This window comes from Nocardioides malaquae (genome assembly GCF_015070385.1).
GTDB lineage: Bacteria > Actinomycetota > Actinomycetes > Propionibacteriales > Nocardioidaceae > Nocardioides > Nocardioides malaquae.
This window is the reverse complement of the sequence record NZ_JADCSA010000003.1, coordinates 95429-110124: the sequence shown is the minus strand read 5'-3', so window position 1 is coordinate 110124 and position 14696 is coordinate 95429. Positions and strand designations below refer to the sequence as shown.

Annotated in this window: 14 protein-coding genes; 7 read left to right on the top strand and 7 right to left on the bottom strand. The window is 71.3% G+C overall.

The features are described from left to right. The first annotated feature begins 19 nt into the window (after nt 1–19). Entirely contained in the window at nt 20–343 is a 324-nt protein-coding gene (gene fdxA / locus IEQ44_RS04175; RefSeq protein ID WP_135831712.1) for a ferredoxin, read from the top strand. A gap of 5 nt (nt 344–348) precedes the next feature. Next, complete coding sequence (gene dapC, locus IEQ44_RS04170) at nt 349–1476, top strand: succinyldiaminopimelate transaminase (RefSeq protein ID WP_319804485.1); 1128 nt, start codon at nt 349–351, stop codon at nt 1474–1476. Between the two features lie 20 nt (nt 1477–1496). On the opposite strand, the gene IEQ44_RS04165 is transcribed toward dapC, so the two are convergent. From IEQ44_RS04165 to dapD, 6 genes are all read right to left on the bottom strand, one after another. After that, complete coding sequence (locus tag IEQ44_RS04165; protein ID WP_193637168.1) at nt 1497–2315, bottom strand: iron ABC transporter ATP-binding protein; 819 nt, start codon at nt 2313–2315, stop codon at nt 1497–1499. Then, nucleotides 2312–3337 carry an iron chelate uptake ABC transporter family permease subunit gene (locus tag IEQ44_RS04160; RefSeq protein ID WP_193637167.1) on the bottom strand — a complete coding sequence of 342 codons (1026 nt, stop codon included), beginning with the start codon at nt 3335–3337 and terminating at the stop codon, nt 2312–2314. Before IEQ44_RS04160 ends, IEQ44_RS04165 begins: the two co-directional genes overlap by 4 nt. Next, the gene (locus IEQ44_RS04155) at nt 3330–4301 is read right to left on the bottom strand and encodes an ABC transporter permease (RefSeq protein ID WP_193637166.1); all 972 of its coding nucleotides are present in this window, start codon (nt 4299–4301) and stop codon (nt 3330–3332) included. The genes IEQ44_RS04160 and IEQ44_RS04155 overlap by 8 nt, the downstream gene beginning before the upstream one ends. Nucleotides 4302–4304: 3 nt before the next feature. After that, nucleotides 4305–5264 carry a siderophore ABC transporter substrate-binding protein gene (locus tag IEQ44_RS04150; RefSeq protein ID WP_193637165.1) on the bottom strand — a complete coding sequence of 320 codons (960 nt, stop codon included), beginning with the start codon at nt 5262–5264 and terminating at the stop codon, nt 4305–4307. Between the two features lie 75 nt (nt 5265–5339). Then, a complete protein-coding gene (locus tag IEQ44_RS04145; protein WP_319804484.1) occupies nt 5340–6281 on the bottom strand; it encodes a VldE C-terminal domain-containing protein in 942 nt (313 codons plus the stop codon). Between the two features lie 35 nt (nt 6282–6316). Continuing rightward, entirely contained in the window at nt 6317–7255 is a 939-nt protein-coding gene (dapD, locus tag IEQ44_RS04140; RefSeq protein ID WP_193637164.1) for a 2,3,4,5-tetrahydropyridine-2,6-dicarboxylate N-succinyltransferase, read from the bottom strand. 39 nt (nt 7256–7294) lie between these two features. Between dapD and IEQ44_RS04135 the strand changes: the two genes are divergently transcribed. The 4 genes from IEQ44_RS04135 to ileS all read left to right on the top strand — a co-directional run bounded on the left by IEQ44_RS04135 (nt 7295) and on the right by ileS (nt 13031). Next, the gene (locus tag IEQ44_RS04135; RefSeq protein WP_193637163.1) at nt 7295–7693 is read left to right on the top strand and encodes a hypothetical protein; all 399 of its coding nucleotides are present in this window, start codon (nt 7295–7297) and stop codon (nt 7691–7693) included. Beyond that, nucleotides 7690–8124 carry a hypothetical protein gene (locus IEQ44_RS04130; protein WP_319804483.1) on the top strand — a complete coding sequence of 145 codons (435 nt, stop codon included), beginning with the start codon at nt 7690–7692 and terminating at the stop codon, nt 8122–8124. The genes IEQ44_RS04135 and IEQ44_RS04130 overlap by 4 nt, the downstream gene beginning before the upstream one ends. Nucleotides 8125–8207: 83 nt before the next feature. Then, the gene (locus IEQ44_RS04125) at nt 8208–9455 is read left to right on the top strand and encodes a hypothetical protein (RefSeq protein ID WP_193637162.1); all 1248 of its coding nucleotides are present in this window, start codon (nt 8208–8210) and stop codon (nt 9453–9455) included. A gap of 48 nt (nt 9456–9503) precedes the next feature. Beyond that, nucleotides 9504–13031, top strand: coding sequence for an isoleucine--tRNA ligase (gene ileS, locus IEQ44_RS04120; protein ID WP_438861836.1), 3528 nt, complete (start codon nt 9504–9506; stop codon nt 13029–13031). Nucleotides 13032–13138: 107 nt separating this feature from the next. On the opposite strand, the gene IEQ44_RS04115 is transcribed toward ileS, so the two are convergent. Further along, nucleotides 13139–13882 (bottom strand): hypothetical protein, encoded by a 744-nt coding sequence (locus tag IEQ44_RS04115; RefSeq protein WP_193637161.1) that lies wholly within the window; start codon nt 13880–13882, stop codon nt 13139–13141. A 127-nt stretch (nt 13883–14009) separates the two neighbouring features. On the opposite strand from IEQ44_RS04115, the gene IEQ44_RS04110 reads away from it, so the two are divergent. Further along, nucleotides 14010–14693: a TetR/AcrR family transcriptional regulator gene (locus IEQ44_RS04110; protein ID WP_193637160.1), complete on the top strand. Its 684-nt coding sequence runs from the start codon at nt 14010–14012 to the stop codon at nt 14691–14693. Nucleotides 14694–14696: the final 3 nt, after the last annotated feature.

Genomic DNA, 14696 nt, shown 5'->3' with positions numbered 1-14696 from the left:
GCGAACCCGAGGAGGAACGGTGACCTACGTCATCGCCCAGCCGTGTGTCGACGTCAAGGACCGCGCCTGCGTCGACGAGTGCCCGGTCGACTGCATCTACGAGGGCAAGCGGATGCTCTACATCCACCCCGACGAGTGCGTCGACTGCGGTGCGTGTGAGCCGGTCTGCCCGGTCGAGGCCATCTTCTACGAGGACGACACCCCGGAGGAGTGGAAGGACTACTACGACGCCAACGTCAACTTCTTCGACGACCTGGGCTCGCCAGGTGGCGCCGCGAAGATGGGTGAGATCGACAAGGACCACCCGATGATCGCCGCCCTCCCCCCGCAGAACCAGGAGTGAGCAGCGTGCCGAACCACGCTCGTCGCGTGGTCTCGGCCACGCTGCCGGACTTCCCCTGGGACAAGCTCACCGACCACGCCGCACGGGCTCGGTCGCACCCCGACGGCATCGTCGACCTCTCGGTGGGTACGCCCGTGGACCCGACCCCTGCCGTCGCGCAGCAGGCGCTGTGCGACGCCGCGGACTCGCCCGGCTACCCCGTCACCATCGGCCGACCCGAGACCCGACAGGCCATCGTCGACTGGTTGGAGCGGACGGCCGGAGTGACCGGGCTCGGGCTCGACGGGGTGCTGCCGGTCATCGGCTCCAAGGAGCTGATCGGCGCACTCCCGATGCACCTCGGCCTGGGCCCCGGCGACCTGGTCGTGCAGCCCCAGCTCGCGTACCCGACCTACGAGGTCGGTGCCGCGCTGGTGGGCGCCGAGATCATGGCGACCGACAGCCTCACCGCCATCGGTCCCCGCACCCCGGCCCTGCTGTGGCTCAACAGCCCCTCGAACCCGACCGGCCGGGTGCTCGGCGTCGACCACCTGAAGAAGGTCGTCGACTGGTGCCGGGAGCGCGGCGTGCTCCTCGTCTCCGACGAGTGCTACCTCGAGTGCGCCTGGGACCCGGACAACCTCCCGGTGTCGGTGCTCCACCCGGACGTCTGCGGCGACAGCCACGAGGGCATCCTCACGGTGCACTCGCTCTCGAAGCGCTCCAACCTGGCCGGCTACCGCGCCGCCTTCGTGGCCGGTGACCCGAAGGTCGTCGCCGAGCTGCTGGCCGTCCGCAAGAACCTCGGCCTGCAGATGCCCGACCCGCAGCAGAAGGTGATGGCGGCCGTGCTGGCCGACGACGCCCACGTCGCCGAGCAGCACGCCCGCTACGCCGCCCGTCGGCGCAACCTCAAGGCGGCCCTCGAGCGAGCAGGATTCACCGTCGAGCACTCCGAGGCGAGCCTCTACCTGTGGACGACCGCTGCGGGTGACGACACGAGCTGCTGGGACCTGGTCTCCTGGTTCGCCGAGCGTGGCATCCTCGTGGCGCCGGGCGACTTCTACGGCGCCGCCGGACGTCGCCACGTCCGCGTGGCCTTCACCGCGACCGACGAGCGCATCGCCGCCGCCGTCGCCCGCCTGCAGGACTGACGTACGGCGCGCTCGGCGCGTCAGCAGTAGTAGGTGGCGATCCGCTGGCCGTCGATCTCGTTGACGGCCACGGGCAGCCCGTAGATGCCGCTGAGCAGCTCGGGCTCGATCACCTCGGTCGGCGTCCCGTGGGCCACCACCCGGCCCTGCGACATCGCGACGATGGTGTCGGCGTAGCAGGACGCGATGTTGAGGTCGTGGACGACCACGACGATGGTGCGACCCAGCTCGCGGGCGGCGTCGCGCAGGCGCCCCATCATGGCGACGGCGTGGCGCAGGTCGAGGTTGTTGAGCGGCTCGTCGAGCAGCACCACGTCGGTGTCCTGGCAGAGCACCATCGCCACGAAGGCGCGCTGGCGCTGGCCGCCGGAGAGCTGGTCGAGGAAGCGGTCCGCGAGGTCGGAGAGGTCGAGGTAGGCCAGCGCCCGCTCGACGTGGAGGAGGTCGTCGGGGCCCGGGCGCCCCTTAGAGTGCGGGTAGCGGCCGAAGGTGACCAGGTCGCGCACGGTCAGGCGGATGTCGAGCCGGTTCTCCTGTCGCAGCACGGCCAGCTTGCGGGCCAGGTCGTCGCCCCGGGCCGTGGCGACGTCGAGTCCGCTGATGCTCACGCGGCCGCCGTCGGCACTCAACAGCCGTCCCATGATCGAGAGCAGGGTCGACTTGCCGGCGCCGTTGGGCCCGATCAGGGCGGTCACCCCGCCCACCGGCAGCTCGAGGTGGACGTCGTCGACCACGAGGGTCTGCCCGTAGCGCTTGCTCACGGACTCGACGCGTACGGCCGGCTCGCCGCCGCCTGGCGTCGACGAGGGGGCGAGGGGTGGGGCGACGGTCTCCGTCATGCGAGGTTCCTCCGGGCTCGGTGGATGAGCAGGGCGATGAAGGTGAGGCCGCCGACGAGCTCGATGACCACCGACAGCGTGGTGGTCACCTCCAGCAGCCGCTCGAGGACGTACTGCCCGCCGACCAGGCAGACGACGGCGGCCAGTCCCGCCATCGGCAGCACGACGGCGTGGCGGTGCGTGCCGGCCAGCTGGTAGGCGAGGTGGGCGACGAGCAGGCCGAAGAAGGTGATCGGGCCGACGAGCGCGGTGGAGACCGAGACCAGCACGGCGACGAGGGCCAGGACCTTCGTGGTCTCGCGCCGGTGGTCGACGCCGAGGTTCGTGGCTGTCTCCGCGCCGAGCGCGAGCACGTCGTAGACGCGCAGGCGGCGCACCACCAGCACCGTGGCGACCGCGACGACGGCCGCGGCGATCCAGACCAGGTCCTCGTCGACGGTGGTGAACGAGGCGAACATCAGGTTCTGCAGGGTCTGGAACTGGCTGGGGTCGATGAGTCGCTGCAGGAAGGCGGCGATGCTGCGGAAGAGGGTGGCGAAGACCATGCCGACCAGGATCAGCACGTGCAGCTCGTAGCGGCCCGAGGAGAAGAGCCAACGGAAGAGCGTGAGCGCGAAGACCAGCATCAGCAACGTCTCGGCGGCGAACTGCAGCCGCGGGTCGACGTCGCGCAGCAGCTGCGCGGAGAACGCGAAGACCACGACGGTCTGGAGCAGCACGAAGAGCGCGTCGAAGCCCATCAGCGCCGGCGTGAGGATGCGGTTGCCGGTGACGGTCTGGAAGAGCACCGTCGAGAGGGCGATCGCCCAGCCGACCAGCACCAGGGCGGCGAGACGCCGGATGCGCAACGGCACCACGAACTCGGCGTAGCCGTGGGTGTCGGAGAGCAGGAAGCCGGCCACCACCGCGAGCGCCAGCGCAGCGGCGAGGGCCACCCGCACGCGGGGAGAGGGCGTACGCCAGTGGCGCGGGCCAGCGGTCGGCGCGCCGGGCAGCGGGGGAGCGGTGAGCTGGTCAGGCATCGCGCCGGTTCCTCCGCAGCAGCAGGTACAGGAAGAAGGCGGCGCCGAGGACACCCATGACGGTGCCGACCGGGATCTCGTAGGGGTAGCGGATGACGCGGCCGACGATGTCGCAGACCAGCACGAGCCCGGAGCCCAGGATCGCGACCCACGGCAGACCCTTGCGGGCGTTGTCGCCGACCATGGCACTCACCACGTTGGGCACGACCAGGCCCAGGAAGGGGATCATGCCCACGGTCACCACGACGACGGCGCTGACCACCGAGAGGATGCCCAGGCCGAGCCCCATCACCTTGCGGTGGTCGAGGCCGACGTTCGTCGAGAACGTCTCACCCATGCCCGCCACGGTGAAGCGGTCCGCGGTGAAGAAGGCGATCGCGACCAGGACGGCGGCGATCCAGAGCAGCTCGTAGCGCCCGCGCAGGATGCCGGAGAAGTCGCCGGTCATCCAGCTGTTGAGGGTCTGGAGCAGGTCGTTGTGGAAGGCCAGGAAGGTGGTGAAGGCGGCGATCACACCACCGAGCATCAGGCCGATGAGCGGCACCAGGATGGTCTCCTGCACCGGCATCATCCGCACCACCCGCAGGAAGAGCCAGGTGCCGGCGAGCGCGAAGACCGAAGCCGCCCCCATCTTGGCCATCAGGGGGGCGCCGGGGGCGAGCAGGGTGACGACGACCAGGCCCAGGCCGGCCGCCTCGGTGGTGCCGACCGTGGAGGGTTCGACGAAGCGGTTGCGCACCAGCAGCTGGAGCAGGAGCCCGCAGACCGCGAGAGCCGCGCCGGCGAGCACGAGCGCGAGGGTGCGCGGCAGGCGCGAGGTCCAGACGATCTCCCAGCTGAGGTCGGCCACGCCGATCGCCATGCTCACCCCGGCCAGGACCACCAGCCCCACGACGCCGCCGACCACCCCGGCGGCGCGGGTGGCCGGCGAGGTGGTCGGGGCGACGGGGAGCGTGGTCGTCATGGGTCAGGAGAGGCTCTGGGTGACCTCGTCGATGAGGGTGCCCATGGAGGTGAGGCCGCCGACGACGATGTACCAGGCCTCGGCGTCGACGTAGGTGACCTTCTCCTGCTTCCAGGCCTTGGTGCCACGCACCAGCGGGTTGTCGAGGATCTCCTCGGCCGACTTGCCCTCCTCGCCGATGGCGGCGTCGCGGTCGACGACGTAGAGCAGGTCGGGGTCGGTCTTCTTCACGAACTCGAAGGAGACGGCCTCGCCGTGGCGGGACTCCTCGTCGCCCAGCTCGCCGGTGGCGGGCTCGACACCGAAGTCGGTGTGCAGGAAGCCGAAGCGCGACCCGACGGAGTAGGCGGTGACCTCGCCGCCGCTGGTCAGCAGGACCAGGGCCTTGCCGGCGCCGTCGGCCTGCCCGCGCAGGGCCTCGACGTCCTTCTCCTGCTCGGCGATCAGCTCCTCGACCTCGTCGGTCTTCTCGAAGATCTTGGCCAGCTCGCGGGCGTTGGCGCGCGAGCTCTCGAAGTAGGCGCTCTCGTCGACCGACATGTCGAGCACCGGCACGTCGTCGAAGGTCTCTTCGAGGGTGTCGTGCATGGCCGAGGAGCGGCCGCCGACGATGATCAGGTCGGGCTCGGTCTGCGGGATCGCCTCGAGGTCGGGCTCGAAGAGGTCGCCCACGCCCACGTAGTCATCGCCGGCGTACTTCTGCAGGTAGGACGGGGTCGCCCCGCCCTTGGCGACGCCGGTGACGGCGTCGACGCCCAGGGTGTCGAGGGTGTCGAGCACGCCCATGTCGTAGACCACGACGCTGTCGGGGTTGAGCGGCACCTCCTCCTCGCCGCGGGAGTCAGTGACGGTGATCGTCTCGCCCTGGTCAGCGGCGGCGCCGTCGTCGGAGCCACAGGCGGAGAGCGTCAGGGCGAGGACGGACGTGACGGCCACGGCGGCCAGGGGCTTGCGGGTACGCACGGATGCAACACCTTCCGGGAGTTGTTCAGGTAAGGCTAACCTAACCACCTCCCTCGGGCGAACTTCCGGCGCCCCCTATTCGTGGACGTCGACGTGCACGTGGTCGCGGTGCTCGAGGACCTCCCGGTCGCCCGACGACGACCGCGGCACGCGGTAGTCACGCCAGCCCTCACCGGAGCGACGGCCCGACTGCCAGATCCGGTCGTCGAAGATCACCGTGGAGATGTCCAGGCGGTCGGCCTGGGCGACCAGGTAGTGGGCCATCGCCCAGCCACGTCGCTTGTTCTCGTCGTTGACCGGGCGGAAGAAGACGTCGACCGCGCGCCCGGAGTAGTGGGTGGAGCCGCTCATGTGGCCCGAGGAGACGCCGCGTGGCTCGAAGCCGCCCAGCGACTGCTGGCCGAAGGCCTCCTCCAGGTCACGACGCACCTCGTCGGCCCGGGCGGTCAGTCCGTTGGGCAGGGGGTCGGGCGACGATGCCTCCACCCCGCCCGAGGTCGTGCAGTGGAACGCCGCCCGCGAGTGGCCTCGGAGCGCGGAGGCCAGCACCCGGGCGTCCTCCTCGTGGTCGGCGTACGCGTCGGGGAAGGCGGAGCGCTGCACGCGCTGCGCCGCGACGGTGACCTCGAGGTCGCGGTAGCCGTCGACCTGCTCGAGGGCGTCGTAGAACGCGTTGGTCGCGTAGGTGGGGTCCATCACCTGCTCCGGCGTGCCCCACCCCGTGGACGGGCGCTGCTGGAACAGGCCGAGCGAGTCGCGGTCGCCGTAGTCGATGTTGACGATCTTCGACTCCTGGTAGGCCGTCGCCAGGGCGATCGTGACGGCCCGCGCCGGCAGGCCGCGGCGCTCTGCGACCGCGGAGATCAGGGCGGCGTTCTCGGCCTGCTCGAGGCTCAGCACCACCTCGCGACCGTCGACCGCGGCCACGCACTCCTCGGCGGCGAGCAGCGGTCCGATCCCACGGTCGACGGCGAGGGCGACCAGGCCCACGACCCCGGCCACGAGTGCGAGGGTCACCAGGACCCCCAGCGCGCGCCGAGGTCGGGCCACGTTCAGTTGGCGTGCAGGGCGGCGTTGAGCTCGATGCCCTGACCCGAGCGGGCCACGGCCTCCACGGCACCGGTCTGCGAGTTGCGACGGAAGAGCACGTTGTCGGCGCCCGACAGCTCGGCGGCCTTGACCACGCGGGTCGAGCCCTCCTCGATCACGCTGACCTTCGTGCCGGCGGTCACATAGCAGCCGGCCTCGACGACGCAGTCGTCACCGAGCGAGATGCCGATGCCGGCGTTGGCGCCCAGCAGGCAGCGCTCCCCGATGGAGATGACCTCCCTGCCGCCTCCCGAGAGGGTGCCCATGATCGAGGCGCCGCCGCCGATGTCGGAGCCGTCGCCCACGACGACGCCCGCCGAGATGCGGCCCTCCACCATCGAGGCGCCGAGCGTGCCGGCGTTGAAGTTGACGAAGCCCTCGTGCATCACGGTGGTGCCGGCAGCGAGGTGGGCACCGAGGCGGACGCGGTCGGCGTCGGCGATGCGGACGCCGGTCGGCACGACGTAGTCGACCATGCGGGGGAACTTGTCGACGCCGTACACGGCCACGTTCTTGCCCGCGGCCCGCAGGCGGGCGCGGGTGAGCTCGAAGCCCTCGACCGCGCAGGGGCCCTCGGAGGTCCACACGACGTTGGTGAGCAGGCCGAAGACGCCGTCCATCGAGATCGCGTGGGGCGTGACGAGGCGGGAGGAGAGCAGGTGCAGGCGCAGCCAGGCGTCCTGGGGCGTGGCCGGCGCGGCAGCGAGGTCGGCGACCTCGACCAGCTCGACGTCGGTACGCACGCCGCGCAGCTCGTCGCGCCCGGCCATCGCCGCCAGCTCTGCGGGGGCGGGGGAGCCGTCCGGCGTGCCCAGGGCGGGCGCCGGGAACCAGGCGTCGAGCACGGCGTCGTTGGCATCACGGGTGACGAGGGCGTGGCCCCAGGCAGCAGTCTGACTCACGCGGGTCACTCTACGGGGGACACCGATATCCTCACCGACGTGTATCCGCCGTTGACCTACGCCGTCGCCGCCTACCTGGCCCTCGTCGCCGTCCTCGCCCTCGTCGGCCTGAGGCGGCCCTCCCTGGACCCGGTCGCCCGCCAGGCCATGAAGATCGGCCACGGTGCGACCGCGCTGGTCGTGGCGCTCGACGCGGTCAAGCTGCTCCAGGGCCACGAGGTGGCCAACCAGGTGACCCACATCGGCTACATGGTCGCGGCCGTCGGGCTGCCGGTGATCCTGCTCAACCAGCAGCGCCCCGAGTTCGACGACGAGGGCAACGCGCTGCGCGACGAGGCGGGCGAGCCCGTGATGACGCCGCCTCCGCACCTGGCGGTGGTGGCGATCTGCGCGGTCGCGATGGTCGTCCTGGTGGTTCGCCTCCAGCAGACGCTGTGAGCGCCCCCGACCCGACGCCCCGGCCGCAGCCGGCCCGCCGCCGCGCGATGGGCCAGGTGCTCATCGCCGCCTACGCGGTCTTCGCCGTCTCGGCAGGGGCCAGGACCTTCTCGCAGGTCGTCACCCAGTTCGACGTGGCGCCGGTGGCGTACGTCCTTTCCGGCGTCGCCGCGGCCGTCTACCTCGTCGCCACGGTCGCGTTCCGCAAGCCGGGGCGTACGTGGTTCCGGGTGGCCCTGGCCGCCTGCCTCTTCGAGATGGCCGGCGTGATTGGCGTGGGACTGTGGACGACGCTGGACCCGGAGCTCTTCGCCCGCGCGACGGTCTGGTCGCACTTCGGCTCCGGCTACTTCTTCGTGCCGCTGGTGCTGCCCTTCGTCGGCCTGGCCTGGCTCAAGCACGTGGAGCCGGAGACCCGGCCGGTGCGCTGACCCGTCCCGCGGCCCGATTTCGGGGGGTTCCGCCGGGGCCCTGCTTCGGGGGTAGGGTGCCGTGACAGTCACCTGGAGGTCCCGTGCGTCGTCGTCCCCTCTTCCGTACGTCCGCAGTGCTCGCCGGCCTGGCGTTGGGGGCGTCGCTGCTCCAGGTGCCCGCCACTGCTCAGGTCGCGGCCGAGCGCCCGGAGGTCGGGCCCAGCACGCCGGGGGCGGTGCTCAGCAGCCAGTCGCTCTCCCTGGGGTCGGCCGACCGGCTCCCGGGCATGCCTGCCAGCGACAAGGCACACCAGCAGCTCGCAGCGATCAGCATCGAGCGCAAGCTCTACGACGACCACGACTGGGTGACGGTCAGGCCCACGCTGGCGGCTGCTCCGCGCAGTGCCGACGAACAGGTCTACGTCTTCGTCGGGCTGGGCCACCGGGTCGACAACACCTGTCAGCTCCAGGCGCAGCGCGCCACCCGCACCACGGTGGGGGAGCGCACCTCGGAATACCTCTACTACCTCGGGGAGAGCGACTACAACGCCCGGATGGGGTCTCGCCCCGACACGCCCTACACCTGCGGTGTCGCGTGGGTCGAACCGGCCGACAGCTCCGCCCAGCTCGACGGCCTGATCGGCGCCCCGACCGACGCCTACGCCGCCCCGCGACTGGCGTTCGGCAAGGTGACGCTCCTGGGGGCCAACCAGAAGAAGCTCAGGCTGGTCAAGGGGGTCTGGACGCCCTACTCGGTGACGGTCCGCAACACCGGGACGCTCGCGGTCACCGGGCTGACGCTCACCGGCTCCGGCAAGAAGGTGAAGGTGCGTCGGGCCAGCAGCAGCGTCACCGTCGCGCCGGGCAAGACGGCCACCCTGTCGTTGCAGGTGCGTCACGGAGGCAGGAAGAAGAAGGCCACGGTGCGACTCGCCGTGAGTGCGCCCCTGGGTGTGAAGGCGACACGGACTATCCGCGTCGTGCGGACGAAGGCGCCGAAGAAGGCCGCGAACGGACGCTACGTCGGAGCCGGAGGCCGGGTGAAGTTCCGGATCAGGAACGGACGGGTCACCGGCTTCTCCGCCACCACCACGACGCGTTGCGAGGCCTCCAACGACACCCAGAGCACCTACAACTTCCCTCGGGTGAAGGTGCCTCGCCACGGCGTCGTGGTCGCCTCCCGCAAGGGCTCCGCCTCCGGGTCGCGGTGGACCAGCAGCCTCCAGATGCGCGCGGTCGGCAAGAAGGTCACCCGGGGACACTTCGGCTACCACTTCTACACCCCCGGCGTGCCCGGCTCGAGCTGCTCGGCCACCGAGTCGTTCAAGGCCCGTCGCGTCGGGAAGTAGCCGCCGCGGCGTCGTGGGGGACGGACGGATTGGTGCGCCCCCCGGACGTTGCGTACGATCGCGGAAGGCGTCCGAGCCGTCATCAGCGGCGAGCCTCCGGAAGAACAGGTCTCCCACGCCGGGGAGGGCCCCAGTAGAACCGGACGGGTCCGGCCCGACACAGCCGACGAACGAGTGGTCCTGGGCCTCGCGCAGGGCAATCGAGGTGGTACCGCGGCTCCCGTCGTCCTCGTGAAGTGTCCGAGACGTCACGACGCAGGAGCCCCACCCATGGCCTACCCCTTGGTCTCCCACACCGGCGAGAGCACCGTCCCGTCGAGCCCGCGCTTCCCCGCGATCGAGGAGCAGGTGCTGGCCTACTGGAAGGCCGACGGCACCTTCGAGGCCTCCGTCGCCCAGCGTGACGGCGGCGAGAACGGCGAGGACGAGTTCGTCTTCTACGACGGACCGCCCTTCGCCAACGGCCTGCCGCACTACGGGCACCTGCTCACGGGCTACGTGAAGGACATCGTCCCGCGCTACCAGACGATGCGCGGCAAGAGGGTCGAGCGCCGCTTCGGGTGGGACACCCACGGCCTGCCCGCGGAGCTCGAGGCGATGCGTCAGGGCAACATCAAGACCACCGACGAAATCGTCGAGATGGGCATCGACAGGTTCAACGACGCCTGCCGCGCCTCGGTGCTGAAGTACGCCGGCGAGTGGCAGGAGTACGTCACCCGCCAGGCCCGCTGGGTCGACTTCGACAACGACTACAAGACCATGAACCCGGAGTTCATGGAGTCGGTCATCTGGGCCTTCAAGCAGCTGCACGAGAAGGGCTGGATCTACGAGGGCTTCCGCGTGCTGCCCTACTGCTGGAAGGACGAGACGCCGCTCTCCAACCACGAGCTGCGCATGGACGACGACGTCTACAAGGTTCGCCAGGACCCGGCCGTCACCGTCGGCTTCACCCTGGAGGACCGTGGCGAGGGCACCCCGCTCGACGGCGCGAAGATCCTCGTCTGGACCACCACCCCGTGGACTCTGCCCTCCAACCTCGCGGTCATGGTCGGCTCCGAGATCGACTACGTCGTCGTCGAGGCACCCGTGCCCGGCACCGAGAAGAAGGCGCGGTACGTCCTCGCCGAGGCGCTGCTGGGCAAGTACGCCCGCGAGCTCGCCGACGCCGACGGCGAGTTCACCGTGCTCGCGACCCACCAGGGCGCCGAACTCGTGGGACGCACGTACACCCCGCCGTTCTCCTACTACGCCGGCCACGAGAACGCGTTCCGCGTCGTCGCGGCCGACGACGCCGTGACCACCACCGACGGCACCGGCGTCGTCCACACCGCCGGTGCCTTCGGTGAGGTCGACAAGGAGGTCACCGACCGCGAGGGCATCGAGGCGGTCATGCCGGTCGGCAAGGACGGCCGCTTCACCCACCCGGTCGTCGAGTACGCCGACACCCTCGTCTTCGACGCCAACGCGCCGATCATGGAGCACCTCAAGGCCGCGACGCGGGGCGAGGGGGAGCGCGGTTCGGTCACCGACGGCACCGTGCTCCTGCGCCGTGAGTCCTACGGCCACTCCTACCCGCACTGCTGGCGCTGCCGCGAGCCCCTGATCTACAAGGGCGTCTCGTCGTGGTTCGTCGAGGTGACGGCCTTCAAGGACCAGATGCTCGCCAACAACGAGCAGATCAACTGGGTGCCCGACCACATCAAGCACGGCCAGTTCGGCAAGTGGCTGGAGAACGCCCGCGACTGGTCGATCACCCGCAACCGCTTCTGGGGCTCCCCGGTGCCGGTGTGGAAGTCGGACGACCCGGAGTACCCGCGCCTCGACGTCTACGGCTCTTTCGAGGAGATCGAGCGCGACTTCGGCCGCCTGCCGCTCAATGCCGACGGCGAGCCCGACCTGCACCGGCCGTGGGTCGACGACCTGACCCGACCCAACCCGGACGACCCGACCGGTCAGTCGACGATGCGCCGCGTCACCGACGTGCTGGACGTCTGGTTCGACTCCGGGTCGATGTCGTTCGCCCAGAACCACTACCCCTTCGAGAACCGCGACTGGTTCGACGGCACGGCGGAGAAGAAGGGCCACTTCCCGGGCGACTTCATCGTCGAGTACATCGGCCAGACCCGCGGCTGGTTCTACACGCTGCACATCCTGGCCACCGGCATCTTCGGCAAGCCGGCCTTCAAGAACTGCATCAGCCACGGCATCGTGCTCGGATCCGACGGCCAGAAGATGTCGAAGTCGCTGCGCAACTACCCCGACGTCTCGGAGGTCTTCGACCGCGACGGCGCCGACGCGATGCGCTGGTTCCTGATGTCGAGCCCGATCCTGCGCGGCGGCAACCTGGTCGTCACCGAGCAGGGCATCCGCGACTCGGTGCGTCAGGTGCTCATCCCGCTGTGGAACACCTGGTACTTCTTCCAGATGTACGCCAACGCGGCCGGCTACACCGCGAGGCGGCGCACCGTCGCCGAGCAGTCCAGGCACCCGATGGACCGCTACCTGCTCGCCAAGACCCGCGAGTTCGTCGAGACCTCGACCGCGCAGCACGACGCCTTCGACATCGCCGGCGCCTGCGAGTCGACGCGCACCTTCCTCGACGTCCTCACCAACTGGTACGTCCGCCGCTCCCGCGAGCGCTTCTGGGCCCAGGGCGTCACGGACGGCAACGTGTCGGCCGAGACCGCGGACGCCTTCGACACCCTCTACACGGTGCTGGAGACCACCCTGCGCGTCGCCGCGCCGCTCCTGCCGCTGGTGACCGAGGAGATCTGGCGCGGCCTCACCGGTGGCCGCTCGGTGCACCTGACCGACTGGCCGTCGCTCGACGAGCTGCCCGAGGACCACGCGCTGGTGGCCCAGATGGACCTGGTCCGCGACGTCTGCTCGGCCGGCTCGGCGCTGCGCAAGGGCGCCAACCTGCGCAACCGTCTGCCGCTGAGCGCGCTCACCGTCGTCGCCGAGGGCGACTCGGTGGCCGGGTTCGAGGAGCTCGTCGCCGACGAGCTCAACCTCAAGTCGGTCCGGGTCGTCGCGCCCGGGTCGGCGGAGGCCGCGGCGTACGCCGTCGAGCAGAAGCTGACGGTCAACGCGCGCGCCGCGGGTCCCCGCCTCGGCAAGGACGTGCAGCGGGCGATCAAGGGCTCCAAGTCGGGCGACTGGTCCGTGGCGGCCGACGGCACCGTGACCGCCGGTGGCCTGGCGCTGGTCGAGGGGGAGTACACGCTCGAGACCGTCGCGGGTGCGGGCGACGGCGGCACCGCGACCGGGATGCTGCCCGGTGGTGGCTTCGTCGTGCTCGACACCGTCGTCACCCCCGAGCTCGCCGCCGAGGGCGTCGCCCGCGACGTCGTGCGTGCGGTGCAGCAGGCCCGCAAGGACGCCGGTCTCGAGGTCTCCGACCGGATCGCCCTCGTCGTCGACGGGGACGAGACCGTACGCGCGGCCGTGACCGCGCACGAGCGGCTGATCGCCGACGAGGTCCAGGCCGCGTCGTTCACCGTGGGTGCGGTCGAGGGCGACGACGTCGTGGTCGGCGACGGCAACGCGGTGCGCTTCACCGTCAGCAAGGCCTGACCGACCGGCACCCGCCGGGCTGCGTACGACGCCCCGCCATCCGACGACGGGTGGCGGGGCGTCGCGGTTCCTGCGGGCCTGCCGCGCAGCGGCGGTTCAGCGGCGGTTCAGCGGCGCCGTGGGCCGTACGCGACCAGCAGCAGGCCGGCGGCGAGCACGAGGCCGTGCGCGATCCGTCCCGCCGGCGGCAGGAAGAACTGCGGCAGGTAGGTCGCGAGCGTGACGCAGGCGAGGACGGCACCGGCGCGTACGGTCGTGCCGGCCGCCCACAGGCCGTGGACCAGCCGCCCGCCGACCAGCACCAGCGCGAGCAGCCCGAGGGTGAACGTGGTGATCGGCACCGGGGCGTAGCGGAACGAGTCGGCCACCTCCAGCACGTCCCAGCGCCCCGTGCCGACGGCGTGCTGCGCCACCGCCTGGAGGCCGTACGCCTCGGCCCCGTAGTACGGCAGCAGCAGCACGGCGGCCAGCCACCCCCGCGTCTCGGTGGCGCGCGCCCAGGCTGCGTTGCGGGTGGGCTGGCCCGCCCACGGACCGACCCAGAACGGGGAGCGACCGGTGCCCGTGCGCAGCGCCACGGCCAGGGCGACGAACCCGACCATCCCGAACAGGTGGGAGGCCACCCAGGCCTGCGAGGCGAGGTCGGCGGCGCCCTCGGGCCCGGTCTCGGGTCCGTACGGGCGCAGCACCGGGTAGGCGGCGAGGCTGAGTGCGGCCATGGTGAGGGCCACGCGGGTGGCGGGGCCGGCTGAGCCGGTGGCACCCGAGCTGGGGACGGCGGGGAGGGCGGCGGCGTGGGCCGGCGGGGTGGTGCTCGGGTCGACGGGTGAGCCGGGGTCGGTGGTCTGCACGGGAGTCTCCTGGAGGTTGGAATGTGAGCACTGCTCTCTTTTCGAGCATGAGGCACGTCGACCAGAAATGCAAGAGCACTGCTCACATATGTGACGGGTGCTCGCAGTACGTGGCAGGATGGCCCGCATGACCAAGGGACCCACGCCGCGCCAGCTGGCCCGGGAGGCCAACATCGCCCGGATCAAGGAGCTCGCCCTGGAGCAGCTCGCCGCCGAAGGGGCCGCCGGTCTGTCGCTGCGGGCGGTCGCCCGCGAGCTGAACCTGGTCTCCAGCGCGATCTACCGCTACTACCCGAGCCGCGACGATCTCGTGACCGACCTGGTCCTCGACGCGTACGCCGACCTGGCGGCGGCCGTGGAGCAGGCGGTCGCCGCCGCCCGGCCCGGGCGGGGGGAGTGGGTCGCCGCGTGCGAGGCGCTGCGTGCCTGGGCCCGGCGGCAGCCGCACCGCTACGCGCTGGTCTACGGCTCGGCGATCCCGGGCTACGAGGCCCCCGGGACGACCGTCGCCCCGGCGGTCCGGGTGCTGCGGGCGCTGGCCCTCCCGGTCGTACGCGCGCTCGGTGGTCGCAACCCCGAGGGGCTGCCGGCACCCGGTGCCGAGCTGCGGACCCAGCTCGACCAGGTGGCCGAGGGCCTCGAGGTCGACGCCACGCCCGCCGTCCTGCTCTCGCTGGTGCACGCCTTCGCCCGGCTGCAGGGCCTGGTCGGGCTCGAGCTCAACGGCCACTTCGTCGGCGGCTTCGAGCCCGCCGACCTGCTCTACGCGGCGGCCGTCGAGGACGAGGCCGACCGCTGGGGCCTGACCTGACCC

Coding starts and splice junctions, on each gene's coding strand:
- IEQ44_RS04160 (WP_193637167.1), bottom strand. CDS start 3,337: ATGCCTGACCAGCTCACCGCTCCCCCGCTGCCCGGCGCGCCGACCGCT.
- IEQ44_RS04110 (WP_193637160.1), top strand. CDS start 14,010: ATGACCAAGGGACCCACGCCGCGCCAGCTGGCCCGGGAGGCCAACATC.
- IEQ44_RS04165 (WP_193637168.1), bottom strand. CDS start 2,315: ATGACGGAGACCGTCGCCCCACCCCTCGCCCCCTCGTCGACGCCAGGC.
- IEQ44_RS04155 (WP_193637166.1), bottom strand. CDS start 4,301: ATGACGACCACGCTCCCCGTCGCCCCGACCACCTCGCCGGCCACCCGC.